The sequence below is a fragment of the Streptosporangium sp. NPDC048047 genome (assembly GCF_040653115.1).
Taxonomy (GTDB): Bacteria; Actinomycetota; Actinomycetes; order Streptosporangiales; family Streptosporangiaceae; genus Streptosporangium.
Genome location: NZ_JBEZNH010000006.1, coordinates 25,391 through 49,010, shown reverse-complemented (window position 1 = coordinate 49,010; position 23,620 = coordinate 25,391). Strand labels below are relative to the sequence as shown.

At 71.1% G+C, this 23,620-nt stretch carries 21 protein-coding genes, 1 tRNA gene and 1 pseudogene; 9 read left to right on the top strand and 14 right to left on the bottom strand.

Going from position 1 to position 23,620, the window contains the following annotated elements:
• The first annotated feature begins 177 nt into the window (after window positions 1-177).
• Window positions 178-1,683: a potassium/proton antiporter gene (locus AB0D67_RS07165; protein WP_362930868.1), complete on the top strand. Its 1,506-nt coding sequence runs from the start codon at window positions 178-180 to the stop codon at window positions 1,681-1,683.
• A 281-nt stretch (window positions 1,684-1,964) separates the two neighbouring features.
• Window positions 1,965-2,057, top strand: a pseudogene (locus AB0D67_RS07160) (zinc ribbon domain-containing protein); the annotation flags it as partial.
• 62 nt (window positions 2,058-2,119) lie between these two features.
• Here the strand turns inward: AB0D67_RS07160 and AB0D67_RS07155 are convergent.
• Window positions 2,120-2,302 (bottom strand): hypothetical protein, encoded by a 183-nt coding sequence (locus AB0D67_RS07155; protein ID WP_362931244.1) that lies wholly within the window; start codon window positions 2,300-2,302, stop codon window positions 2,120-2,122.
• A gap of 434 nt (window positions 2,303-2,736) precedes the next feature.
• On the opposite strand from AB0D67_RS07155, the gene AB0D67_RS07150 reads away from it, so the two are divergent.
• Window positions 2,737-3,546: an S-methyl-5'-thioadenosine phosphorylase gene (locus tag AB0D67_RS07150; RefSeq protein WP_362930866.1), complete on the top strand. Its 810-nt coding sequence runs from the start codon at window positions 2,737-2,739 to the stop codon at window positions 3,544-3,546.
• Between the two features lie 290 nt (window positions 3,547-3,836).
• On the top strand, window positions 3,837-4,442 hold the full coding sequence (locus AB0D67_RS07145; RefSeq protein WP_362930864.1) for a flagellar biosynthesis protein FlgA: 606 nt from the start codon (window positions 3,837-3,839) through the stop codon (window positions 4,440-4,442).
• Window positions 4,443-4,537: 95 nt separating this feature from the next.
• Here AB0D67_RS07145 and AB0D67_RS07140 read toward each other — a convergent pair whose 3' ends face one another.
• Together AB0D67_RS07140 and AB0D67_RS07135 are read right to left on the bottom strand one after the other, a co-directional pair.
• Complete coding sequence (locus AB0D67_RS07140) at window positions 4,538-5,755, bottom strand: D-alanyl-D-alanine carboxypeptidase family protein (protein WP_362930862.1); 1,218 nt, start codon at window positions 5,753-5,755, stop codon at window positions 4,538-4,540.
• Window positions 5,756-5,929: 174 nt separating this feature from the next.
• Window positions 5,930-6,478 (bottom strand): hypothetical protein, encoded by a 549-nt coding sequence (locus AB0D67_RS07135; RefSeq protein WP_362930860.1) that lies wholly within the window; start codon window positions 6,476-6,478, stop codon window positions 5,930-5,932.
• Between the two features lie 154 nt (window positions 6,479-6,632).
• Here AB0D67_RS07135 and AB0D67_RS07130 point away from each other — a divergent pair.
• A tRNA-Arg gene (locus tag AB0D67_RS07130) sits at window positions 6,633-6,705 on the top strand.
• A gap of 29 nt (window positions 6,706-6,734) precedes the next feature.
• On the opposite strand, the gene AB0D67_RS07125 is transcribed toward AB0D67_RS07130, so the two are convergent.
• The gene (locus tag AB0D67_RS07125; protein WP_362930858.1) at window positions 6,735-7,826 is read right to left on the bottom strand and encodes an HNH endonuclease signature motif containing protein; all 1,092 of its coding nucleotides are present in this window, start codon (window positions 7,824-7,826) and stop codon (window positions 6,735-6,737) included.
• On the opposite strand from AB0D67_RS07125, the gene AB0D67_RS07120 reads away from it, so the two are divergent.
• Entirely contained in the window at window positions 7,827-8,192 is a 366-nt protein-coding gene (locus tag AB0D67_RS07120) for a nucleoside triphosphate pyrophosphohydrolase (RefSeq protein ID WP_362930856.1), read from the top strand.
• 133 nt (window positions 8,193-8,325) lie between these two features.
• Here AB0D67_RS07120 and AB0D67_RS07115 read toward each other — a convergent pair whose 3' ends face one another.
• Window positions 8,326-9,744, bottom strand: a complete 1,419-nt coding sequence (locus AB0D67_RS07115) for a DUF234 domain-containing protein (protein ID WP_362930854.1) — start codon at window positions 9,742-9,744, stop codon at window positions 8,326-8,328.
• A gap of 310 nt (window positions 9,745-10,054) precedes the next feature.
• Between AB0D67_RS07115 and AB0D67_RS07110 the strand changes: the two genes are divergently transcribed.
• Together AB0D67_RS07110 and AB0D67_RS07105 are read left to right on the top strand one after the other, a co-directional pair.
• Window positions 10,055-10,909 (top strand): ankyrin repeat domain-containing protein, encoded by an 855-nt coding sequence (locus AB0D67_RS07110; protein ID WP_362930852.1) that lies wholly within the window; start codon window positions 10,055-10,057, stop codon window positions 10,907-10,909.
• 138 nt (window positions 10,910-11,047) lie between these two features.
• Window positions 11,048-11,860, top strand: coding sequence for a DUF1963 domain-containing protein (locus AB0D67_RS07105; protein ID WP_362930850.1), 813 nt, complete (start codon window positions 11,048-11,050; stop codon window positions 11,858-11,860).
• Between the two features lie 115 nt (window positions 11,861-11,975).
• Here AB0D67_RS07105 and AB0D67_RS07100 read toward each other — a convergent pair whose 3' ends face one another.
• The 7 genes from AB0D67_RS07100 to AB0D67_RS07070 all read right to left on the bottom strand — a co-directional run bounded on the left by AB0D67_RS07100 (window position 11,976) and on the right by AB0D67_RS07070 (window position 21,098).
• The gene (locus AB0D67_RS07100; RefSeq protein ID WP_362930848.1) at window positions 11,976-14,072 is read right to left on the bottom strand and encodes a cellulase family glycosylhydrolase; all 2,097 of its coding nucleotides are present in this window, start codon (window positions 14,070-14,072) and stop codon (window positions 11,976-11,978) included.
• 596 nt (window positions 14,073-14,668) lie between these two features.
• The gene (locus AB0D67_RS07095; RefSeq protein WP_362930846.1) at window positions 14,669-15,058 is read right to left on the bottom strand and encodes a hypothetical protein; all 390 of its coding nucleotides are present in this window, start codon (window positions 15,056-15,058) and stop codon (window positions 14,669-14,671) included.
• Entirely contained in the window at window positions 15,055-16,434 is a 1,380-nt protein-coding gene (locus tag AB0D67_RS07090) for a hypothetical protein (RefSeq protein ID WP_362930844.1), read from the bottom strand. The genes AB0D67_RS07095 and AB0D67_RS07090 overlap by 4 nt, the downstream gene beginning before the upstream one ends.
• Complete coding sequence (locus AB0D67_RS07085) at window positions 16,431-17,582, bottom strand: hypothetical protein (protein ID WP_362930842.1); 1,152 nt, start codon at window positions 17,580-17,582, stop codon at window positions 16,431-16,433. Before AB0D67_RS07085 ends, AB0D67_RS07090 begins: the two co-directional genes overlap by 4 nt.
• A 151-nt stretch (window positions 17,583-17,733) precedes the next feature.
• Entirely contained in the window at window positions 17,734-18,381 is a 648-nt protein-coding gene (locus tag AB0D67_RS07080; RefSeq protein ID WP_362930840.1) for a response regulator transcription factor, read from the bottom strand.
• The gene (locus AB0D67_RS07075; protein WP_362930838.1) at window positions 18,372-20,063 is read right to left on the bottom strand and encodes a sensor histidine kinase; all 1,692 of its coding nucleotides are present in this window, start codon (window positions 20,061-20,063) and stop codon (window positions 18,372-18,374) included. Before AB0D67_RS07075 ends, AB0D67_RS07080 begins: the two co-directional genes overlap by 10 nt.
• A gap of 312 nt (window positions 20,064-20,375) precedes the next feature.
• Window positions 20,376-21,098: a helix-turn-helix domain-containing protein gene (locus AB0D67_RS07070; protein WP_362930836.1), complete on the bottom strand. Its 723-nt coding sequence runs from the start codon at window positions 21,096-21,098 to the stop codon at window positions 20,376-20,378.
• 131 nt (window positions 21,099-21,229) lie between these two features.
• Between AB0D67_RS07070 and AB0D67_RS07065 the strand changes: the two genes are divergently transcribed.
• Window positions 21,230-21,826: a TIGR03086 family metal-binding protein gene (locus AB0D67_RS07065; RefSeq protein ID WP_362930834.1), complete on the top strand. Its 597-nt coding sequence runs from the start codon at window positions 21,230-21,232 to the stop codon at window positions 21,824-21,826.
• Between the two features lie 213 nt (window positions 21,827-22,039).
• Here the strand turns inward: AB0D67_RS07065 and AB0D67_RS07060 are convergent, their stop codons facing one another.
• Together AB0D67_RS07060 and AB0D67_RS07055 are read right to left on the bottom strand one after the other, a co-directional pair.
• Complete coding sequence (locus AB0D67_RS07060) at window positions 22,040-22,429, bottom strand: DoxX family protein (RefSeq protein ID WP_362930832.1); 390 nt, start codon at window positions 22,427-22,429, stop codon at window positions 22,040-22,042.
• Window positions 22,430-22,871: 442 nt separating this feature from the next.
• Window positions 22,872-23,495, bottom strand: coding sequence for a maleylpyruvate isomerase family mycothiol-dependent enzyme (locus tag AB0D67_RS07055; protein ID WP_362930830.1), 624 nt, complete (start codon window positions 23,493-23,495; stop codon window positions 22,872-22,874).
• Between the last annotated feature and the right edge of the window lie 125 nt (window positions 23,496-23,620).

Genomic DNA, 23,620 nt, shown 5'->3' with positions numbered 1-23,620 from the left:
GTCGGATGAGATCGTCCACCCGGCCCGGTGAGCCGCACGGGACGGATGAGATCGTCCACCCGGCCCGGTGAGCCGCACGGGACGGATGAGATCGTCCAGCAGGCCTGGTGAGCCGCACGGGACGGATGAGGCGGCCGAATACGACAGAATGGTCCCCGAGGTCGGAGAGGGGGCCAGATGGACATCGACTTCTGGCTTCTTCTGGGCGCGGGCGTGGTGATAGCGGCCATCGTCGCGGTGCGCATCGCCCACCGCACCGGCCTGCCCAGCCTCCTCATCTTCCTCGGCATCGGCCTGCTCGTCGGCGAGGCCGGCCTGGGCCTGCAGTTCGAGAACCCGCAGCTCGCCCAGCAGATAGGGATGATCGCCCTGGCCGTCATCCTCGCCGAGGGCGGCCTGACCACCAACTGGAACCACGTCAAGAAGGCCGTCCCCCTCGCGGCGGTGCTCGCCACCGTCGGCGTGGGGGTGAGCATCGTGGCCGTCGCCGTACCGGTCCACCTGCTGCTCCACATGGACCTGCGCACCTCCCTGATCATCGGCGCGGTGCTCGCCTCGACCGACGCCGCGGCCGTCTTCTCCGTCCTGCGCCGGCTGCCGCTGCCACGCCACCTCGCGGGCATCCTGGAGGCCGAGTCCGGGTTCAACGACGCCCCCACCGTCATCGCGGTGGTGCTGCTGAGCGCGGCGGGCTCCTCCTCGGTGGAGCACGCGCTGCTGGAGGTGGTCGTCGAGCTGGCGGTGGGCGCCGCCGCCGGCCTGGTTATCGGGCCCCTGGGCGTGTACGCGCTGCGCCGGATCGCGCTGCCGGTCTCCGGCCTCTACCCGATCGCCGTGCTGGCCCTGGCGTTCGTCGCCTACTCCGGGGCCGTCCACCTGGGCGGCAGCGGCTTCCTCGCGGTCTACCTCGCCGCACTGATCATGGGCAACTCCCGGATGCCGCACCGCGCCGCAACCCGAGGGTTCGCCGAAGGGGTGGCCTGGCTCGCGCAGATCGGCCTGTTCGTCATGCTCGGCCTGCTGGCCAGCCCCTCGGAGATGCCGTCGGCGATCATCCCGGGCCTGGTGGCCGGATTCATCCTGGTCGCGGTGGCCCGGCCGCTGTCGATCATGGTCTCCGCCTTCCTGGTACGGATCGCCCGGGTGGACCGGCTCGGCTGGCGCGAACAGGCGTTCCTGTCGTGGGCGGGACTGCGCGGCGCGGTCCCCATCGTGCTCGCCACCATCCCCTGGGCGGCGAGCACGGGCGGCGACGGCTCCGCCAAGCTCGTGTTCAACGAGGTGTTCGTCATCGTGGTCGTCTACACCCTGATCCAGGGGCCGACGCTGCCCTTCGTGGCCACGCGGCTCGGCCTGTCGAAGGTGGACGAGGCGCAGGACCTGGAAGTGGAGTCGGCGCCGCTGGAGGAGCTCAACGCCGACCTGCTGCAGATAAAGATCCCGCCGACCTCCAAGCTGCAGGGCGTGGAGATCTTCGAACTCCGGCTGCCCTCCGACGCCCAGGTCACGCTGATCGTGAGGGACGGCCGGACGTTCGTGCCCACCGACACCACCAGGATCAAGGTCGACGACCAGCTCCTGGTCGTGACCACCGCCGCCTGCCGCGACTCGGTCGAGCGGCGGATCAGGGCGATCAGCCGCCGGGGCAAGCTGGCGGGCTGGTTCGGCGAACTCGGCCGCTGACCCGCCGCCGGTCCGCTGTTGATCGACCGTCGGTCGCTTGCCGGCTGGTCGCCGGTTGCCGGTTGCCTGCTGACCGGAGGCTTTCCGGTTGCGGCCGTGTCGCCGGGCTTCGGGGGCCGGTGGCCTTCGCCGTACCGCCGATCATCCGAGCACTGCGCGGCGGGCCGCGGCGGCACGGTGGAATGGCAAGGGCCCGACTCGCGTTCACCCCTGTCAGCCGAATACCATTAGCAGTCGCGTCCGTAGAGTGCCAACCGGCGTGAACCAACGAGGAGGAGCGCGTGCCCACCTACCAGTACGCCTGCAACACGTGCGGCAACGAGTTCGAGATCGTCCAGAAGTTCTCCGACGACGCCCTGACCGAGTGCCCGTCGTGCTCCGGCCAGCTCCGCAAGGTGTTCTCGGCGGTCGGCATCGTCTTCAAGGGCTCCGGCTTCTACCGGACCGACAGCCGGTCCTCCTCCACCAGCACCGTGGGTTCCGCCGGCTCGTCGAGCTCCTCCGGATCCTCGGGCTCGTCGGACTCCTCGGCGTCGTCGAGCTCCTCAGGGTCGTCGGGATCGTCGAGCTCGTCCGGCGAGTCGAAGCCGTCCGGCTCCTCGTCCGAGTCCAAGAGCAAGGCCTCCGCCTCGGCGAGCAGCTCGGCCCCCGCCGCCTGATCGCGCCCGCTCCCAGCCGGGAGCGGACCCGCGGCATGAGCCGCCCGAGCCGACCCGCGGCACGAGCCGTCCGCACTGACCTACGGCATGAGCCGTCCGGGGCGCCGGCGGCTCACGGCGGAAGCGGGCGGCGGCACGCGGTGGCGGTCGCGATGGCGAGCCTCCCAGGCAGGAATGCCCTTCCATGCGGGGCGGCCTTCCAGGCAGGAGCCTCCTCCCGAACGGGAGCGGCCCCCAGGCAGGGCAGGCGAGAGCGGTTCCCCACGCGAGACACCGTCACACCGCCAGGCCGTCCCGCCCAGGTTGTCCACAGGCGAGGCCCGGCACCCGCCCGTTGTCCACAGGCACGGTCCGGTCTCATCGCCGGGCCGCCGGCCGCGCTAGTCTCGGCTCCATGGTCACTCGCGCGGAAATCGGGGTCATCGGCGGCTCCGGCTTCTACTCCCTGCTCGACGACGCCACCGAGGTCGAGGTCTCCACGCCCTACGGCCCGCCCAGCGACGTCATCACCGTCGGCCGCACCGGCTCCCGTACGGTCGCCTTCCTCCCCCGCCACGGGCGCGACCACCGTTTCGCGCCCCACCTCATCCCCTACCGCGCCAACCTGTGGGCCCTGCGCTCCCTCGGCGTCCGCCAGGTCCTGGCCCCCAGCGCGGTCGGCTCCCTGCGCCCCGAGGTGGGCCCCGGCGCCCTGGTCGTCCCCGACCAGCTCATCGACCGCACCTCCGGCCGCGTCCAGACGTACTACGACACCGACGGCGTCGTACACGTCGCCTTCGCCGACCCCTACTGCCCGGCCGGGCGCGCGGCGGCCGTCTCCACCGCCCGCTCCGCCCAGTGGGATCTGGTCGACAGCGGCACCCTCGTGGTCATCGAGGGCCCCCGCTTCTCCAGCCGCGCGGAGTCCCGCTGGTTCGGCTCCAACGGGTGGACGATCGTCGGCATGACCGGCTTCCCCGAGTCGATCCTCGCCCGCGAGCTGGCCATGTGCTACACCTCGCTGTCCCTGGTCACCGACCACGACGCCGGGGTCGAGGCAGGCGAGGGCGTCACCCACGAGGAGGTCCTGGCCTTCTTCGCCGCCAACGTCGAGCGCATGCGCTCCCTCGTCACCGAGGTCGTCACCGCCCTCCCGGAGGAGCGCGCCTGCCCCTGCTCCACCGCCCTCGACGGCCTCAAACTCCCCTTCGACCTCCCGGAGTGACCGCCCGTCCCGCCGGCCGGTGACGACCGGCGCCCGCCGTCCACGAACCGCCGGCTGATCCAGACCGGCCCCGCCGGTCGGCTCAAGCCGGTCCCGCCGGTCGGCTCAAGCCGGTCCCGCCGTGCGGTGACGGCCGAGGAATCGCCGTCACCGCCTCCCGGCAGACCGATCTCCCCACAGACCGCCTTTCCAGCAGACCGCCTGCCCCGCCGTACGGGGGAGCGCGGTCGCCCAGTCATCCACGGGTACCGCGCCACCCGGTTCTTCCCACTCTCACGATGGAGTCCGTCATGCGCGCGTTCCGCCGCCTTCTCGGCCGGTACCACCGCCTCGCCGCCACCGTTGTCACCGCTCTGGCCGCCACGTGCGCCATCGTCGCGCTGCGACCGGAGACCGCCTCGGTGACCGTCCTGGTGGCGGCCAGGAACCTCCCCGGGGGCGTGCTGGCCGCGCGCGACCTCACCACGGCCGCCCTCCGGCCGGAGACGGTCCCCGACGGCGCGCTCAGGCCCGGCGCACCGGTCGCCGGGAAGGTCCTGGCCGGCCCGGCCCTCCGAGGGGAGCCCATCACCGACGTGCGCCTCCTCGGTCCGGGCCTGCTGGCCGCGCACGGCCCGGGAACGGTCGCCACACCGGTCCGCGTCGCGGACTCCGCGGCGGCCCGGCTACTGTCACCCGGCGATGTCGTCAACGTCCTGGCCGCCTCCGCCAGCTGGGAGGGAGCGGTTCCGGCCCGGGTCGTGGCCGAGGGGGTCACCGTACTGGCCGATCTCGGCGACCGGTCGGACCGCGACGCCCTGGTCGTGCTGGCCACCACCGCCGAGCAGGCCGTAAGGCTGGCCTCGGCCCAGGCGGGCGGCCACCTGTCGATCACCATCGGCCCACGCGCCCGGTAGGGCCCGTGCTCCGACCGGCTGGTCCTCCGCTCAGCCCGTAAAGACCGGAAGGGCCGGAGGGGACGGAAGACCCCGAGATCCGTCCCAGGAGGGCATCACAGCAGCGAGCCGAGCTTGGGGTCGTACTCCCAGTGCCAGGGCTCGAAGGGGCTGACGTAGGCCCACTTCGGGTGGAACCACCCGAACTTCTTGCTGTTGGCCTCCAGCCAGTTGAACGGGGCCGACCGGAACTGCTGCACCCCGCCGCACAGGTCGACGGCGAGCCCAAGGCCGTGGTTGCTCCGCCCCGGAACGGCCGCGAAGCCCGGGCGGCGGTAGTAGACCGACTGCTGCTCGGCGAGGCTCCGGTAGCTGTCGGTCACGCACATCGACTTGCCGAACCGCTTCTTGTACGCCTCGTTCATGCTGATGAACGCGAGCGCCGCGTCCCCGCGCAGCTCGCTGCCGGGCTGCGGGAGCGGGCAGAGGTACGCCTTGGGGATCAGCCCGTTGGAGAACTGGTCCGACATGCCCACCTGGACCGGGTTGCATCCCTGGGCCGGCTGGCCCGACTTGTCGACCTTGACGCCCAGCTTCACCAGCGCCTGGGTCAGCGACTTAACGATCTTTCCTGACCGCGCCCGGAGAGCCTCGATCTCGGCGTTCGCCTGCGCCTCGGACAGCAGGGTGTCGGCCCGCAGTTCCTGGGCCTGGGCGGCCAGCTTCTCGCGTTCAGTCTGCAGGCGACCGCTCTCCGCGAGGACGCGGTCCCGCGCGGCGACGATCTGGGTGACGTCGGCCATTGCCTGCAACGTGTCCTCGTTCGTCTCCCCGGACAGGAAACCGGCCAGGTCCCCGCCCGTGGGCTGCTGGTAGAGCAGGCCGACGACGTCCGACAGCGGCTGCCGCATCTGGGCGAAGGCGCGGTCGGCGGCCTGGAGCTCGCGCAGCTTGCCCGACAGCTCCTTCTCCGAGGCCCGGATCTTTGCCTGCCGGTCCCGGAGCACCTTCGTCGCGTCCTCCAGCTCCTTGGTCGCCTTCTCGGCCTCGCGGCGCAGCTCCAGGAGGGTCGTCGGGTCACGCCGTAGCTCGGCCTCGGCGGAGACCTGCGATGCCGGCCGGCCCTGCGCGGAGAGCGGAGACCCCGACCGGGCCTGCACGGAGATCAGGGCTCCGGACCGGGCCTGAGCGGAGAGCGAGGATCCCGGTCGGGCCGGAGCGGAGGCCAGGGATCCTGACCGGTCCTGGGTGGAGAACGGGAGCCCTGACCTGGCCTGGCCGGAGGCCGTCGATCCGGTTCGCGCCTCCGCGGCCGCGGGGATGAGGGAGGTCATGGTCGCGACAACGGCGATCAGACCCACTGATCGACGAGGTGGCACTTTACGACCCCTCCGTTTGCGAACTCGTGACCTGGGTCAGGCACGCACGTTACTACAGCTCCCCAAGTGTCCGAGCCAGAGACGGTGCAGCCGTTATGTACGGAACTCACCTTTTGTCAGCCTGCTACCTCAAGCACCCTCCCACTCCTGTTCCTCGCACACCTCCCACAACCAGGTCCCCCACCACTCCTTCGGACACTCGAACACGGCGTCCGCGCTCTCCGGCCGCGGCGTCTCCGACACCTCGGGCGTCGGCTCCGCCTCCGGCCGCGGCGTCTCCGTGGGCTCCGCCGTCCGCTCGTCCCTCGGAACGGCCCCCCTGGGCACCGCCGGACGCCTCGCAGACTCCCTGACGGGCTCCGCCGGCCGGCGCGGCCGGGCCACCACGACCCCCGGCATCCACCCCTCGTACATCCGGTCGGGCCGAGGTGGAGGAGGCACCCACCTCGGCCCGAAGGCCGCGTCCGGAACAGGGACGACCACGTAAGGCAGAGCCGCGATGACGCCCCCCTCGGATGCCCCGCCGGCACCGGCGTCCCGGACGGCCTCGCCGTACCCGGTGAGGTCGGCCACCAGCAGGCCGATGGCGAGAAGCGCGGGAGCCAGCATCGCCCCGCAGAGCACCAACGGCCGCAGCGCGCGACGCTCCCGGCTGCGAACAGGTCGCCGTTCGATCACGCAGCGTGACACTAGCCATGCCCACCACGCCCCCACGCCGTCACTTGCCACGCCTTTACCGCAGCTCAGCGAAGGGATAACGCGCCTTCGCCCGCCACCACCCCACCCGGCGCGCACGCACGCCGAACTTTCGCTACCCTTGGAGGGAGTCCCCGCCTCCGTAGCTCAGGGGATAGAGCACCGCTCTCCTAAAGCGGGTGTCGCATGTTCGAATCATGCCGGGGGCACTCTTCCTGGATGAGAACTCCGGTGCCTCTCAGCCTGGTGTCCAGACGGCAGGTAGGAGTTCTGTCGCCCTTCGGTAGGCGTCCTTAAGGAACACGCGCCGACGGGCCGGGGTCGCGCCGGTCTGGGCTATGAGGACGTCGCGCAGCGGATGGCGCGATTCGATGAGGTCGTTGTTGCGCTGTTCGAGCCACGGCATCCACGACTCGTGCGGTGCCCGGTCCCGCTTCGCGTTGTTGCAGGGTTTGCAGGACAGGACCAGGTTCCAGACGGTGTCGACGTCGGGGCCGTTCCAGTCGCGGGTGAGCAGTTTCCAGGGCAGGACATGCTCGACGATGGGGCCACTGCTCTCCTGGACCATGAGCTGATCGCAGTAAGCGCAGCGGCCGTCCTGGTATCCGTTGAGGGCGGGGACGACTCCGGTGACACTCTTGCGACGCAGCTCGGTCCGCAGGACCAGGTGCTGGGTGCCGGAGTCGTAGACCAGCCGGGGGGCGGAGTCACGGACCAGCCGGACGCCGGAGTCGCGGGCCGGCTGGGTGCCGGGGTCGCGGACCAGTTGGACGCTGGAGTCGTAGGCCGCCGAGGGGACGAGTACGGCGCCGGAGACGCCGGTCGCCCAGGCCGTCTCCACCAGCCGCCACCGGGCGGCGGTCTCGGCGTCGAGGTCGGGAGCGTGCACCGATCGGGCGAGTTCGAGGAGTTCGTCGCGCAGCACCAGGCCCGGGGAGACGGGGCTCTTGCGCCGGTCCTCGTAGTAGCGCACCGGTGCCTGGTCGCCGCCGAGCTTGGGGAAGGCGTCGATGACGTTGGCGAAGCCGAGCTGGACGGTTCGCCGGTGCAGCGTGTCGAGGTCGATCTCGCCGGCGTTGAACGCGCGGCAGGCGGCCAGGAACCTGCTGCTCTCGGAGGTGCCCTGCCGGGGCTGGCGCTGGAGTGCTTGGCAGAGGAGCTCCGCGTACCGCGGCGCCAGTTCCTCCAGCGTGACGTGGTTCCGGCCGGTGGCGGCGATGTCCAGCAGGGTCGCGCCGAAGGCGAACTTGTAGGTGGCCGAGTTGGCACCGTACAGGACGATTGCGCGCCATACGCTCTCACCGGTGACCACGCCGCGCTGGTAATCCACATGCGGAGTATCCGCCAGGAGGGCGACATTCTCATGCAAAAACGGACAATCAAATACGGCAAGCTGGTCCGCGATCGGATTCCGGAGATCATCGAGGCCGACGGCGCGACGGCCGAGGTCCGTGTCCTCGACGAATCGGAGCTGGTCCCCGCGTTGATGGCCAAGCTCATCGAAGAGGCCGACGAGCTGCGCCAGGCCGGGCCCGACGAACGTTTGGGTGAACTGGCTGACATCTACGAGGTGCTGGCGGCCCTCACCGGAGCACTCGGACTCTCCGAGGAGCAGATCCGGGAAGCGGCACGCCGCAAGCGAACCGAGCGGGGCGGCTTCAGCCGCCGCCTGTGGCTCGACGAGGTGTCCGGGTGATCAGGATTCGGTGACGGCCGCCAGCCACGGCTCGTCCTCCTGGATCGGCACCGTCGCTGGCCACAGGTCGCCGTACCGAGCCGGTACGGTCGGCGGCCCGTACGTCGACGACTCGGCATGCGTCCCGGCGGGCTCATGAGGACCAGGCCGTGAGAAGTTCGGCCGGACCGTATGCCGCGTCGAGTCCCGTGCAGTCGGTCCCGCTGCGCGATACGGCGATCACCGGTACGGGGTCGGGTGTGAGCGCGGCGCGGTGGCGGTGCAGTGCCGCGAGGTCGTGCCGGTCGAACGGGGAGTTCTCCAGCCACTTCACCGAGCCGACGAACAACAGCTCCCCGGCGATCGGCGCGCGGTCCGCTCCCACGATGTCGATCTCCACGTCGTTGGTACGGGTCCAGTAGCCGCCGATGGCGGGGGCTGCGGGGAGGTGTGCGTCGGGCAGCAGCCGGGCCAGCGCCTCGCGGACCAGGGGTTCGACGGCTCTGCCGCGCCAACTGGTCCAGTTCTCGCGGATGCGCCCCAGCGTCAGGTCACCGCGGCCCCGCTCGATCTCCTCCATCGCCGGCCCCAGGAGCTTCAGCCAGAAGCGGAGATAGGGGTCTGCGATTCGGTAGCGACGGTCCTTCGAAGGCCGTGTGGACACGGGAAGCTCCGCCGCGATCACCCGCTTGTCCGCGAGGATCCCCAGTGACCGCTGCAGCGGGGTCGATTCGATGCCTCCGGCGGCGCGGGCGATGTTGGAGAACGTCCGCTCGCCGCTGCCGATCGCCGCGAGGACGGTACGGGCCTGCGCCTGCTGGGGGAACTCGGCGGCGAGTGAGCGCTCCGCCGACACCAGCAAGGCCGACACCGGATCGCTGAGTGCCGCCTGCAGGAACTCCCACATTCCGGCACCGTGCGGCCACTCCGCGCAGATCAAGGGCAGTCCACCGGTGATCAGGGCCGCGTCGAAGGCCTCGGCGGGATCGAGGCCGAGCATCTCGCCCACCTCCGCCGGGTTGAGGGGGCCCAGCACCATCTCCCGTCCACGCTGGTGGAACGGACGTGCGTAGCTGTTCAGCGCCTCCATCATCGACAGGTCGGAGCCGATGAGGACCAGCAGGACCGGTTTCGTCTCCAGTGCTCGGTCCCAGGCCCGCTGGAGCATGCCTTCGAAGGCACCCTTCGCGTCCATCAGGTAGGGCACCTCGTCCATGACCACCACACTCGCCCGGTCGTGCGGCAGTGCCGCCGCCAGCACATCGAATGCGGCGTCCCAGCTCTCCGGACGGGCCGCGGACAGCAGATTCGCCAGGGGAAGGCTGGAGGACCGCGCGTCCTGGCTGAGCCGTTCCAGGTCCGTCTCCGGCGATGCCCCGGTGGCGGCGTAGAAGAGGAACGGCGCGCCGGATCTCTCGGCGAACCGCTCCACCAGCCGCGACTTGCCCACCCGGCGGCGACCTCGGAGCATCAGGCACCGTCCGGATCGCTCTCCACCGATTCCGGCGGTCACCTTGGCCAGCTCTCGATCCAGCGTCGCGAGTTCGTGTCGCCTGCCTACGAAGTCCGCCATATCGCCGCCTTCCAGAGTTCACCCAGAGCCCACCAGAATACTAACATCAATGTTAGTAACTTTTAAGTTAGTAACGGAATGGCAGTTCGAAGGATGCCACCGGCTTCTGGAGGCCGTCGGGAGGAGTCGGCCTTCGGTGCAGATGACGATCTTGAAGGCGTTTCCCGGGTCAGACGGGGCTCGTGTCTTGCCTGACCGCAGATTCGCGAGCGTTCGCCTCGGTCCGCTCCCCTTCGGCGGGACTTCGCCGACCCCGTTTTGTCGGTGCCGCAGTGTGTTCTTCACTCCACCCCCGAAAGGAGTCACAGGCATGCATGACGACGAGTCGGCGTTACACGACGCGGCCGAGGACGGTTCGCCCAAGGAGGTCGCGGAGCTGGCCGGGCGGGTGGAGGACGTCGACGCCCTGTATGAGGGCCGTACCGCCCTCTGGGTCGCCGTGTACGAGGGGCGTCACGACAACGTCCGCGTTCTGGTGGCCGCCGGGGCCGATCCGTGGAAACCGATGATGAGCGGCTGGTCGCCCGGACGTCTCAGTCTGGCCGGTCCGGAACCGGACCTGTTCGGCCGGCCCGCCGGGGTGAGCGGGCTGACGGATGACGAGATCGCCGCGGTGGTGGAGGCGGAACGGCTGAGGGCGGCGCTGGGCGAGCTCGACTACGAGGGCACGGGGCTGGCGTGCGTGGCCGGGATAGACGCGGCCGAGGCGGCGCGGCGGCTGGAGGCCGCGGTCGAGAGCGTCGATCCCGAGGAGTTCCTCGACGAGATCGACCCCTTCGATGACGAGTCGATGGCCTACGTCGGCGTCACCGACGTGCCCGGCGGCTGCGTCGTCACCCAGCCCTGGGGATACATGCCGCAGGCGTCCGGTATCAGTAAGCGGCTGTCCGCGGGGACCGTCTGCTACGGCCTGTACGCCAATCCCAAGAGCGGTGATCAGGGCAGCGTCGTTCGTGACGGCGAGATCGTCGGGTGGGATCTGCATCCCGGTGGATCTCCCTGGGAGGACGACGGGTCCCTTGAGGTCCTTTTCGCCTACCTCTACCGGTACGACGCGGTCGCCTACTCCTGCGCCTACGCGGGTCTGCGGTTGACCGACGCGCGAGCGGTCACCGGCCCGCCTGACGTGTGGCTGCGTCTGCCGGAGCGCGACCACTGGCGCTGACCTCGCCTTTCTCACGGGCCGGGCCTGTTTCCCGAGCACTCTCTACGGGCCGGGCCCGCTATCCGAGCACTCTCACGGGCCGGACTTGTTGCCCGAGCACCGTTCCACTCAAGATCGAATACCGACAGGATGGGCGCCATGCAGGACTGGATGGTTGATTTCGCCGAGTACGTCCGAGAGCTGTTACCCGAGGAGCTCGCCGAGCCGTTCGTCGCCCTGGCTCGTCCGGCCGTCCGGCTGTCGATCGCCGAGGAGGGCGAGACCGTCGTCGGCCGGCTGGGCGGCCTGCCTCGGCTGCCCGCCGGAGTGCCGTGGCCGGGCACCGAAGACGGCGGTTCGGGGATGGAGTTCCTCGCCGAGCTGGACTGCGCGGCGCTCGCGGCGTACGAGTCGGACATCGATCTGCCCGCCGAGGGCGCGCTGCTGTTCTTCGCCACCTGGGAGGGTACGGCCGCGCGGGTGATCCTGCTCCCTCCCGGGGCCGTACGCGTGCCCGAGAAGGAGGCGCCCGTCCGCGGGGAGGCGCGGGTGTTCCCCGAGGTTCCGCTCGCCGCCGAGACCGTGGCCACCTGGCCCACGCGTGGCCATGACGAACTGTTCAGGCTGGGCGACGACTTCTGGGACCGCGTCGTGGGAGAGGATCCCTGGGAGACCTTCGGCGACATGCTCGCCGACTTCGCCGAGGCGGAGGGCGGACGGGCGCACCAGGTCGGCGGCCACTCCGACGCCCTGCACCGGCCGGTCGAAGCCGCTGCCGCGTACGCGGCCGGGGTGGACCCGAAGGATCCCGGCTTCGCGGCGGAGGCGTCCCGGTGGGTCAACCTGCTCCAGCTCGACGAGGACAACGGGATGATGTTCGGAGACGGAGGGACCTTGATCTTCGGCATCCGGTGGGACCGGCTCGCCACCCGCGACTTCGGCCAGGTCTTCCCCTACCTCCAAGGGCACTGACGCCGGCCGCTCTCCTCACACCGGGAGGGGCCGCGGCCGCGTCGGCCGCGGCCCCCGACGGTTGTTCGTCAACCGGTGCCGCCGGGCACCACGGTGACCGGCGGCGTGGTGACCGTCAGCCGGTGCTGCCGGTCACCGTGGTGCCGGACTTGGTGAGGTTGTAGGTGATCTTCGTGCCGCTCCAGAAGTGGAAGGTGAGGGTGACGCGGCCGTCGTTGACCTCGGCGAAGAACTCGGGCTTCATGATGATGGTGTTCGCGGCGTAGTCGGGCTGGAAGGTCGCCCAGAACTCCTTGAACGGGGTCCAATTGGCCGGTCCCGCGTTGCTTCCGTCGGCGTACTTGGCCTCCATCGTGGCGAGCTGGTCGCCGCGGAACTGGGTGGGGATGGTGAACGAGCCGGTCGTGCCGGTGGCGGCGGCCTGGGTCGGCGGGTCGGAGGTGATGACGCTGATCTGCCACGGCACGCCCTGGGAGAAGCGGGCCTCGATGGTGGCGTTCACGCCGTAGGCGCGGTTGCCGGCAAGCCGGGTGAGGGCCGCCGCGGTGAGGGTCAGCGTGTCGCCGGACACGGTGTAGTCGGTGCCGGCGGCGAGCTTGGTGCCGCTCTGCCACAGGCCCTGGAACGAGGTGCCGTTGGGGTTGAGCGTGAGCGTCCTGGCGGTGATCGAGCCGCTGCGGGGGACGTACACCTGGTCGGACGAGGCCGTGCCTGAGCGCGTGGTCCAGCTGGCCTTCATCATCTCGTAGACGCCCTGGTCACGCCATCGCAGCTCGTTGCGGTTCAGGAACTGGCCCGCGTCCCAGAGCATGGTGGTGAGCTTCCGGGTGCGGGCGTGGTAGCCGACGGCCTCGATGAACTTCAGGAACTCGCCGCGTTCGATGATGCCGGGCCGGGTGTGGTCGTAGGCGAGCAGCGCCCACTCGCCGATGATCACGGGGATGCCGCGGGAGACGAACGTGTCGTGCACCCGGTCGAAGGTGCCGACCAGGTCCTGTTCGACGTTGCTGTCGTACCGGGTGCCGCCGGCGATGTTGGCGCTGAACGGCCACCACCCGTAGAAGTGCACGGTCGCGGCGAGGTTGGGGTCCTTCAGCTGGTCGAAGGTGGTCTTCAGCGCGTCCAGCCGGGCCTGCTCGCCGCTGGTGTGCAGGGTGGGCAGCACGAGCAGCCGGGTGGCGTTGCCGCCGCCGGTCCCGCGCACGAGGCGGACGAACTCGGTGTTGAGCTCGTTCAGCACCTGGTCGCTCGCCGCGTCTCCCGAGGTGCCGGTGAACTGCGGTTCGTTGATGCTCTCGAACACCAGCTTGGAGGAGTGGTCGCGGAACGTGCCGGCGATCTGCTTCCACAGCGCGGTGTACCGGTTCATCACGGTCGTGCGGTCGCCGGGGTAGGTGTTGATCCACTGCCAGGAGTCGTGATGCAGGTTGATCATCACGTAGAAGCCCTCCGCCAGGGACCAGTCGACGATCTCGCGGACGCGGTTCAGCCAGGCGGCGTCGATGGTGTGGTCGGGGGCCGGGCCGTGGTGGTTGCTCCAGGTCACCGGGATCCGGATGCTGTTGTACCCCTGGGATCGCACGTGGTGCAGCAGGGCCCGGGTCGTCAGCGGGTTGCCCCATGCCGTCTCATCGGGGATGGCGTCGAGCGTGTTGCCCAGGTTCCAGCCGGGCTGCATCGCGGCCACCGTGGCCATCGCGTCGCCCGGCCGCGGGGACGTCGTCGGCGAGGGGCTCGGACTGGGTGACGTCGTCGGCGTCGCGCTGGGGGACGGGGTTCCGCCGGTCCCTCCGGTGCAGGTGACGCCGTTGAGTGTGAACGCGGCCGGGGCGGTGTTGCTCCCGGACCACGATCCGTTGAAGCCGAAGGAGACCGTCCCGTTGGTCGCGACGGCCGCGTTGTAGCTCGCGTTCGCCGCGGTGACCTGCGCGCCCGAGGAGGTGACCGTCGCGTTCCACGCCTGGGTGACCTGCTGGCCCGAGGGGAACGTCCAGGCCAGGCGCCAGCCGTTGATCGGGTCGCCGAGGTTGGTGACGTTCACGTTCGCGGTGAAGCCGCCCGCCCACTGGGCCGCGACCTCGTACGCCACCCGGCAGCCCGCGGCCGCCTGCGCGTTGACGGCCGTCGTCATCCCCGCGGCCAGCAGCACGGCCAGCGTGCCGACGACCATGCGCACCCGCAGCCGGGCTCTTCGGAGGAATTGCGGATTCAAGAGCGCTCCCTTGCCTTGTACGGGTCGGCGCGAGCCGGCCGCCGGTGGTGACGTGAGGGGTGAGACGCCGACACGAGGGCGATCCCGACCGTGCAACAGAAACACGATGCGCAGGGAAACATAACATGGTGATTTTCCGTGAACCACTGCTCGCCGCATGGCCACCGGATCGATGCACGGGCCATTTCACCAGCACGTACTTCGGGAGACGGTCCCCTGGTTCGTGCCGCAGGTCAGCGACGGTGTCACCGCCTTCTTCCGCAACCCGGCCTCATGCGCGGAGAGGAAGGCATAGAAAGTTTCTAAGCCATTGCTCTGAAAATTTCAGGCTCGATGAATGTGCGACCGGGTGGGCGGAAGCCTCCCGGCCGCGGCGAGGAGGCTTTCAGATGGAGAGGATCACCAGAACGGTGAGGCCGATGCTCAGTGCGATGAGGACCGGTGTCCTCCCCTGCTCGGCGGCCTCCCTCCGCGAGGAGACCACCAGCACCGCGCCCACGGCCACCGCCGCCGCCAGGTGCAGGCCGTACCACAGGGGATAAGACAGGCTGGGCGATCGGCATCGTCCAGCCTTCCCGGGTGGGTACGGCGCGGCGTCAGCCGGTGATGAGGGTGGTGAGCGTGAGGGTCTCCTCGCCCGAGGGGCCGGCGAGGCGGACGGACAGCTCCCACCCGCCGCCCATGGAGAACAGGTCGCCCTCCGCGACGAAGTGACCGGGGGCGGTCTTCCTGGCCGTGACCTCGGGCATCGCGTGGCCCATGGCGGGCATCACGGCGGCGACGGTGACCGTGTCGGCCTCTCCCCTGTCCAGCCGTACGTCGATCGTGTTCCGGTCGGCGGTGACGGTGACGGCGTAGTGGGCGCCCGCCGTGGTCACCGGGTCTCCGCCCGAGGCACGGGCGGCGAAGAACACGATGATCACGACCCCCAGAATCCCGATGAGCATCAGGCCGCCCAGACCTCCCCGGGCTTTCTTCCGGATCATCGGGGGACCTCCACGGTGAAGGGCACGGTGGTGATGCCGCGGTCTGTGGCGTACTGCGCCCAGGTGAAGTAGCGGCCCGGCGCGGGGAATCCGAACGTGAAGCGCAACCGGCTGCCGGGCGTCCCCATCTCGTGGACGTGGCCGAGGAACTCGCCGTCCTCGGCGCGCACGATGAGGTGTCCCGTCATTCCGAGCCACGGCCGAGGCGTCCCGTTCGTGACCACCTCGACGGTGGCGGGCCTCCCCGCCTGCGGTACGGCGGGCGTCATCGTCACCGTCCCCGCTTCGGCGCCGTGGATCCCGGGGCCGGGTGAGGACGCGGGGTCCGGGTCTCCGGCACCGGGCGAGGCCGTCGCGTCCCGGCCGTCCGAGGCGTCTCCTGTCTCGGGCGGGGCCGTCGCGTCCCGGGCGTCCGGGTCGGGGGAGGCCGTCGGGGAGCTTCCCGGGCCGGCGACCGTGAAGGAGGCGGTGAGGAGCTGGCCGCCCGAGTCGGTGCGTTCGAGCTCGACGTAGGCGAGGTAGCGGCCGGGACGGTCGGCGCGCAGCCGCGCCTCCAGCCGGCCCGGCGCGGTGCGCAGCGGATGGACGTGGCGGAAGTAGCGGCCGTCCTCGCTGGTGACCACCAGGTGGGCCATGGCCTCGTGGTGGACGGCGAGGTCGTCGACGGGCCGCCCGGTGGATCCGTCGAACAGTTCCACGCGCGTCACGAACTCCTCCCCCGCCACCGGATGGGCGGGAACCGTGCTCACCACCCGCTGGACGTACGGCCTGCCGAGCGCGGAGCCCGTGGGCCGGGGCTCGGCGCCGTCCGGCGACCCGGCGGGCAGCCAGGGTTCGAGGACCACGATCAGCGCGGCGACCGAGATCCCCGCGGCGGCGACCGCGGTCACGACGAACGCCGGCCTGCCGCGCCGGTTGAACGCCCCGCTGAGCAGGCCGCCCACCAGGAGCAGACCGGCCGTGAAAAGGCCGCCGTAGATCAGGTACTCCCACCCGGAGCCGCGGTCCACCAGGACCCGGAACGGGATCGTCGCGGTCTCGCCCCCGGCGGCGACGGTCAGCTCGTGCGGCCCGGTCTCCTCGACCCGCAGCCGGGCGGGGCGGCCGGGCGCCGCCGTACCGTGCGTGACGCGCCCGTCGGTCATCGACCGGAGCCGCAGGTCCAGCGCCGGAGCGGTGGGGAACCCGACCACCTCGACGCGCAGCGGCCCCGGAACGCGGGTCGTGGCCTTGATGACGAGGGTCAGCTCGGCGCCCGCGATCGTCTGCGCGATCCGCAGGTCCGCCCCCGCCCTGACGTCGTGCGCCACCGCGGGCGACGCCGACGCCATCGTCAGCAGGACGGCCAGGCAGAACAGCCGGAGCAGCCGGATCATGTCTGTCGGACGCCTGCCCCGCCGGTCTGCGCGGGCGTCCCGCTCGGAAGGAGACCGGTCTCCGTGGATGTCCCGTTCGGGAGGAGGCCCGTCTGCGCGGGCATCGCGTTCGGGAGGAACAGGACGCCGAGCGCGAGGCCGATGAGACCCGCCACGATCGGCGCGCCGGTCCACAGTTCGGGTACGGCGGGCAGCCGCCCCACGACCAGGGAGGCGACCGCGACGTACAGGGACCAGGTGGCGAACGCCGACAGGCCGGCGAAGGCCCAGTAGGCGGCCCGGCGCTCCCGCGAGGGGCGCAGCCACCGGATCAGCAGGTCGCCCACCAGCCCGGCGATGACGAACGTCAACAGGATCGGCACGTTGCCGAAGGCCGTCTGCGCGCCCGGCATCAGGACGCCCACCACGGACAGCACGGTCACGCTGCCGAACGGCAGGCGCCACCTCCGCAGGAGGAGCAGCACGGGGGCGAGCAGCATCACGTTCGTAATGATCATCGATGCGGCCAGGGCGCCGGCGCCGCCGTCGTCCGCACTGGAGAAGGCCCGGACGACGCTCTCCGCGCCCCACTGGACGGCGTTGCCGTACGACACGAACAGCGACACCAGCGCGGCGCCGAAGCCGAGCCCGACCAGCGCGGGCAGCAGCCGCGACAGGCTGGGCCGGTCCCCGAGGTCCGGGGCGTTCCAGGCCGAACGGAGCGGGCTCGTGATGATGAGCATCATCGTCACGATCAGCCCCAGGTGGGAGGGGCTGAACAGGATGTCGACGGTCTGCTCGATGCCCAGGAACGTGTGCCACATCAGGTCGGCGAACCCGAACGCGGCGAACCCCGGGATGGCGAGCAGCCCCGCGAGGTATCCGTCCGGCACCGCGGACAGGCCGCTGCGGCCGGTGCGGACGTTGCGGTAGACCTGCCAGATGATCCACGCCGACACCGCCGCGAACCCCGAGTAGAAGGCCGCGTGCCAGGGCGTGAAGAACGTCTCCAGCTCGGCCAGGTTGCTGTGCGCCCAGGCGTCGATCATCAGCCCGACGCCGAACCAGACGCCGAGCAGCGCCGTGACCATGTCGGTCCGGAGGCTCACCCTCGGGCGCACCTGCCCGGAGTCCGCGAGCAGCCGCCGTACTCCAGCGTCCACCGCCATCAGTGTGTTCCTTTTCCGTCGATGACTTTTCCGTCGAGCCGATCATCGACGACGGCAGCCGGAGGGGGAACCCGGCTGGCACCCTTCGAAAGGTGCGGTTACCCGCACCCCTCACGCGACCGGGCGTCGCCGGCCGTACGGGGATTGCCTGTCACGCGTTCAGGTAGCGCAGCACCGCCAGTACCCGCCGGTGGTCGTGCGCGCTCGCCTCCAGGTCGAGCTTGGCGAAGATGCTCGTGCAGTGCTTCTCCACGGTGCGCTCGGCGATGGCCAGTCGTTCGGCGATCGCCATGTTCGTGCGTCCCTCGGCCATCAGCCGCAGTACGGCGCGCTCGCGGTCGGTGAGCCGGCCCAGCGGGTCGCCGGGCTGCCGGTGGCGGCCGACGAGCTGCTCGACGACGACCGGGTCCAGCACGGACCCGCCCGACCCCACCCGGCGGATGGCCGCGGCGAACTCCGCCAGGTCCGACACCCGGTCCTTCAGCAGGTAGCCCACCCCCTCGGTGCGGCCGCCGAGCAGCTCGACCGCGTAGCTCACCCGGACGTACTGCGACAGCACGAGCACCCCCACCTCCGGGTGCCGTTCCCGCAGGGTGACGGCGGCGCGCAGCCCCTCGTCGGTGTGCGTGGGCGGCAGCCGGATGTCGAGCACGGCCACCTCGGGCGGGTCCTGCCCCACGTGGGCGAGGAGTTCGTCGGCGTCGTCGACGCACGCCGCCACGGTGAACCCGGACTCGGCCAGCAGCCGGGCCAGTCCCTCGCGGAACAGCGTGGAGTCCTCGCAGATCGCTACGCGCACGGCAGGACCACCCTCAGCACGGTTCCCTCCCCCGGGGGACTGTCGATCGTGAGCCTGCCGCCGTTGGCCTCTGCGCGGTCGGCGAGACCCGCGAGCCCCGAACCCCGCGCGGGGTCGGCCCCGCCCGCGCCGTCGTCGCCCACCTCGACCAGGAGGCGGCCCTCGTGGCGGGCGAGCCGTACCCATGCCTTCGACGCGGCGGCGTGCCTGGTCACGTTGGCCAGGGCCTCGTTGACGATGTAGTAGGCCGCGGTCTCCACGGACTGCGGCAGCGGCCCGGCCGCCTCCAGGTCGCAGGTGACGGCGACGGTGACGGAGGAGACGGCGGCCAGCTCCTTGACCGCACCGGCCAGGCCGCGCTCGGTCAGCACCGGCGGGTGGATGCCGTGGCTGACGGCGCGCAGGTCGTCCAGCGCGGCGAGCACCGCCGTCTTGGCCTCGCCGATCAGCGGTGCGGCCCGCCCGGGGTTCGCGCCGGCGGCCTCGGCCAGTCCGAGCGTCATCGCCACCGACAGCAGCCGCTGCTGCACGCCGTCGTGCAGGTCGCGTTCGATCCTGCGGCGTTCGGCCTCGCCCCACTGCAGCATCCGCCGCCGGGAGGCCGCGAGCTGCCGCAGCCTGGCCCGCAGGTCCGCGGTGAGCCGCTCGTTCTCCAGGGCGAGGGCCGCGGCGGCGCACGCGGCCTCGACCAGCAGGGGCTGCTCCAGCAGGGCGGCGTCGTGCACGAGTACGGCGAGCGGCGCCTCGCCCTGGTCGACGCGGGTGACGGCCCTGCCCCGTCCCGGATCCAGGTCGACGGGGCGGCCGTCGGCGTCCACGTAGCGGTCCTGGTCGGCCGTCCAGTAGCCCACGGTCAGCCCCGGGTCCCGCAGGGTGGCGGCCAGCTCGTCGCGCAGCGTGTCCGGCCGTTCGCGCCTGCTCAGGTGGACCACGAGCTCGGCCACCCGTCCGTGGTCCATGCGGCTTCGCATCAGCCCGGCGAGGTACGCCAGCGGGACCGCCGTGAAGGCCGCCAGCATGACGAGCGCGGTGGGGAGCTGCACCGGGTTCGGGGGGAAGAGGTTGGCCACGCGGTCCCCGGCGAAGGCGACCGTGGCGACGATCGACGCGCCGGTGACCGGTGCGATCGCCCGGCGCTGCGCCACGCTGGCCCGCTGCCAGCGTTTGACCGTGAGGACGAGCACCGCGCCGGAGATGAGGACCGTCGCCTGCCAGGACGAGGTGTCGATCGCGACGACGATGTGCTGGAGCGGCGTGGGCAGCGGAAGGCGGACGAGGGCCTGGGTCACGGACAGCACGAGGGACGCGACGTACGCCAGGCCGGTCACCACCCGGTACGACACGTGGCCCAGCCTGCCGGTGGGGAAGGCGAGGAACAGATGGCAGGCGATCGCCGCCCAGACGCCGCACAGTGCCAGCGCCCACAGCGGGTCGCCGGGGAGGAACAGTATCTGCTGAGGGATCCACGCGAGCCCGAGCAGGACCATGAGCGGGCCGACCTGGTTACGCGGATGCTCCCGGGCGATGACGATGCCGATCGTGAGGAAGGAGAGGCCGGCCAGCGCGCCGAGCGTCCAGATCAGGCCGCTGCGCCAGATGCCGCCCTGGCCGATCCCCAGACCGGTGACGAACAGCAGCCACGCCGCTCCGGCCGCGACGGCGAGCAGGGCGGTGCCGCCCATGGAACGGGACGCGACACCGCCCGTGGAACGGGAGGCGGTGACGTCGGTGGAACGCCGTGACGCGGCGGCGCGGGCAGGACGCGCCGACGCGGTGGTGCCCGTGGAACGCGGTGCCGCGGTGGTATCCGTAGAACGCGTGGCCATCGCCCACCCCCGCTGGGGATTGTACGGACGAATTCCCCGGAATGCCGCTGATATCGACCTGGCGCCGATGCCCCGTCTCAGGCCTTCGTCGTCCTCACCGGTCCGCCTGCCGGGCAGGGAGCCTTTTCAGGCCGCGCGCTTCGTCCCGCCCAGCGGTTCGGCGGCGGTTCACTGGGCTCTGGCGTACCGGAACGGAGGGAGGCCGACCATGTCGGCGAAGTCCCGGGTGAGGTGCGCCTGGTCGCTGTAGCCGAGATCCGCGGCGAGCCGGGCCAGATCGAGATCGGTTTCGCCGGTCGCGCGAGCGGCGGCCTCGTGGAGGCGGTGGCGCCGGATCACCCACTTGGGGCTGACCCCGGCGTAGTCGGCGAACAACCGTTGCATCTGCCGGACTCCGATGCCGAACCGGCCGGCCAGCTCGTCGACGCGGGTGACGCCGGGGTCGGTGGCGGAGTGCGCGATGATGGCCGCGACGAGTTCGGCCGCGGGGTCGGGGTGCCGGGGTGCCCGGGTGGCGAGGAAGCCATCCGTGAGCGCCACCGCCGCCGGATCGTCCGCCGCGATGACGGCGTCCTCGAGGTGCCGTCCGGCGGCGCCGAAGACCTCGTCCAGGGCGAGGAACCGGTCGGTGATCGTGGATATCGGCGCGCCGAGGAAGGGACGGAATCCTCCGGGCTGGAATCGGACGCCGAAGACACGTCCCGCGTCCTGGAGAACCTCCGAGAATCTGCCCTGCGGCACCCCGGCGATCCGGCACCGGCCCGCCTTGAACGTCATGTTGACCGCCGGGTGGGGCAGCACCTGCTGCTCGTAGGGGCTCTGGCCCCGCAGGTCCCACGTCACGATCCAGTAATGGTCGACGAACGCCGTGAGCTCCGGGGCGGGTTTCACCGCCTGGAACCGGAACTTCCGCTGTCCTGCCCCAGGATGGAGAATCGCCGGCACGAGTGCAGGGTAGCAAGCACCGGTGTGATGTCGCGTTTGTTCAATACCGCGGCAGGACCACCGCTTAATCTGCGCCTATGCAACTTCACTCGCTGGTGCGGCAGGCGGCTTCCCGGACGGCCGACGTGGTGCGGGGCGTTGCCCCCGGGCATCTCAGCGCACCCACGCCATGCCGTGACTGGGACGTACGGGCCTTGGCCGGCCATCTGCTTCAGGTGGTCCACGCGCTGGGTCTCGCCGGCCGCGGACAGGTGGTGCCGGGCGAGCTGTGGGGACGGGACCTGATGTCCGGCGAATGGACCGAGCGCTTCGGCGATGAGGCCGCCGCCGCCATCACGGCCTGGGGTGACCCGGCGGCGTGGGAGGGAACGATCGACTTCGGCGGGATGGAGATGCCGGCGCCGCTGACGGCCACCATGCTCACCAGTGACCTGGTCATCCACGGCTGGGACCTGGCACGAGCGACCGGACAGGACTACCGTTGCGCCGGCGATGTCGCCGAGTCGGCCTACCGCTTCATCGTCGACATGGGCGAACAGGGTCGCCAGATGGGCATATACGCTTCACCACTGCCCGTGAAAGACGAAGCGCCGGCGCTTGACCGGGCGCTCGCGCTCAGCGGCCGGGATCCGTACTGGTCCCCTCCGGTCGATCACGCCCTCAGAACGGGGTGAGAAGCCTTGCGCGACAGAGGCGGGCGGCCCGCGGGTCGTCCCGCGTGACGATGACGGCAGAGGAATCCCTCCATCCCCCTGGCGCCGGGAACGGCGCCAGGGGGATGGAGGGAACACGATCGGTCATCCGTACACCCGGGTGGGCCGGCGGCTCCCCGCCGGCCGTCGGCCGTGGAGCGGGTGCGGGGGCCGTGCGGCGGTCCGCCGCGGTCGTCACGCCCTCTCGGATGCGGGGGTCCGCGAGGGCGTCAGCAGCGTGGACAGCGCCCATCGGCCGGGGCCGAGGACCGCGACGAGCAGGAAGCCCCAGCAGAAGAGGGCGGCCTTCTCCCCGCCGTTCTGGATCGGGAACAGCGCGTGGGACTGGTGGACGGTGAAGTAGGCGAACGCCATGGTGCCCGAGCAGATGACGGCGGCGGTGCGGGCGCCTAGGCCGAGGAGGACGAGGACTCCGCCGACCAGCTCGATGACCGCGGCCCACCACGAGGGCCACTGTCCGAGGGCGGGCACGTGGCCGCCCTCGGGACCTCCCAGCACGTTGAACAGGGTCGCCGCGCCGTGGCAGGCGAACAGCAGCCCCAGCACGATCCGGTACAGGGCCATGAACAGTCCCTGGCTCCCGGCGGCCGTGTCGGCGGTGACGCCCTTTCTCAGCGGGAGAGAGAGACGCCGTGCCCCCGTCAGGGGACCGAGACGCCGCCCCGGCTCGGGGACCGGCGTTCCGTGTGGTGTGGTGGGAAACGCTTCATGTGTCGATGACATGCGGATCTGACCCCCAAGTGGAGTCGGAGGGAGAATGGGAGCGCTCCCATGCGACTTTTCAAGATCGGGCCTCGCATGTCAACGGCGCACCGTCCGGGGGGCGGCGCGCGGGTGTTCGCCACCCCTATAACGTGGGCGAACACCCGGAGGAATTCTTCGTGATAGTGAAACTTTCAACTATCACGCAAAATTATCGAATCGCATTCGGGAAGAACCCGGGCTCGCCCGGCCGGCGCCGCCCCGCCGTTCGAACCGGTGGACGGGCGACCGGGCGGCTCCGGAGTCACCGGGAGAACCGCGCCGCGGGCTCGCCCGTGAGCCTGCCCGGCGGCAGGCGCCGCCCGCAGACGACGAGAAGCAGGTCCTGCGCCGGGCCCCGGAGCGGTGCCCCCGTGCCGTGGCTCCAGTCGATGTCGGTCGCCTGCAGCCTGACCCCCGTGAGGTCGGTCCCGAAGAACGCGATGTTCTTCGGCCGTATCCCGGCCAGCACCATGGCGACCCGCTCCGGCGGAACCCGGCGGCCGAGTCCCAGACCCACCGTGATGTCGAGCCCATGGATAACGTCGTGCGCGAGCGCCCCCGCGGCGCCCCCTCCCGGCGGCGTCCACGGGTGCTCGACGTTGTCCCGCAGCGAGGCGAGCAGCATCTCGGGTGACATCGTGGCCGCGTCATGGCGCGCGTGCCGGTCGGCCATGCGGTTGAAGCTCCCGCGTGCCCTCACCAGTCCCAGCAGCATCCTGCCGAGCGAGGCGCGGAAGGGCATGGTCGTGTGGGCGACGACCTCGCGTACCCGCCACCCCTCGCACAGCGTGGGCGCGTCCCACTGTTCCGGGCTCAGGGTGGCGAGCAGATCCGCCTGCTCACCGCGCTCCGCCGCCACCGCCTTGCGGATGTCGTCCTCGGTCATCACGATCTCCTGCCGGTGCCGTTCGTCCTGTGGTCTCGACAGGGGTACGGATCCGGGACCGGAAACTCATCGGTCCCGCCTCCGGCCGCCGCGCACGACCGCTTCACGGTGCCGGCCGGGGGAGA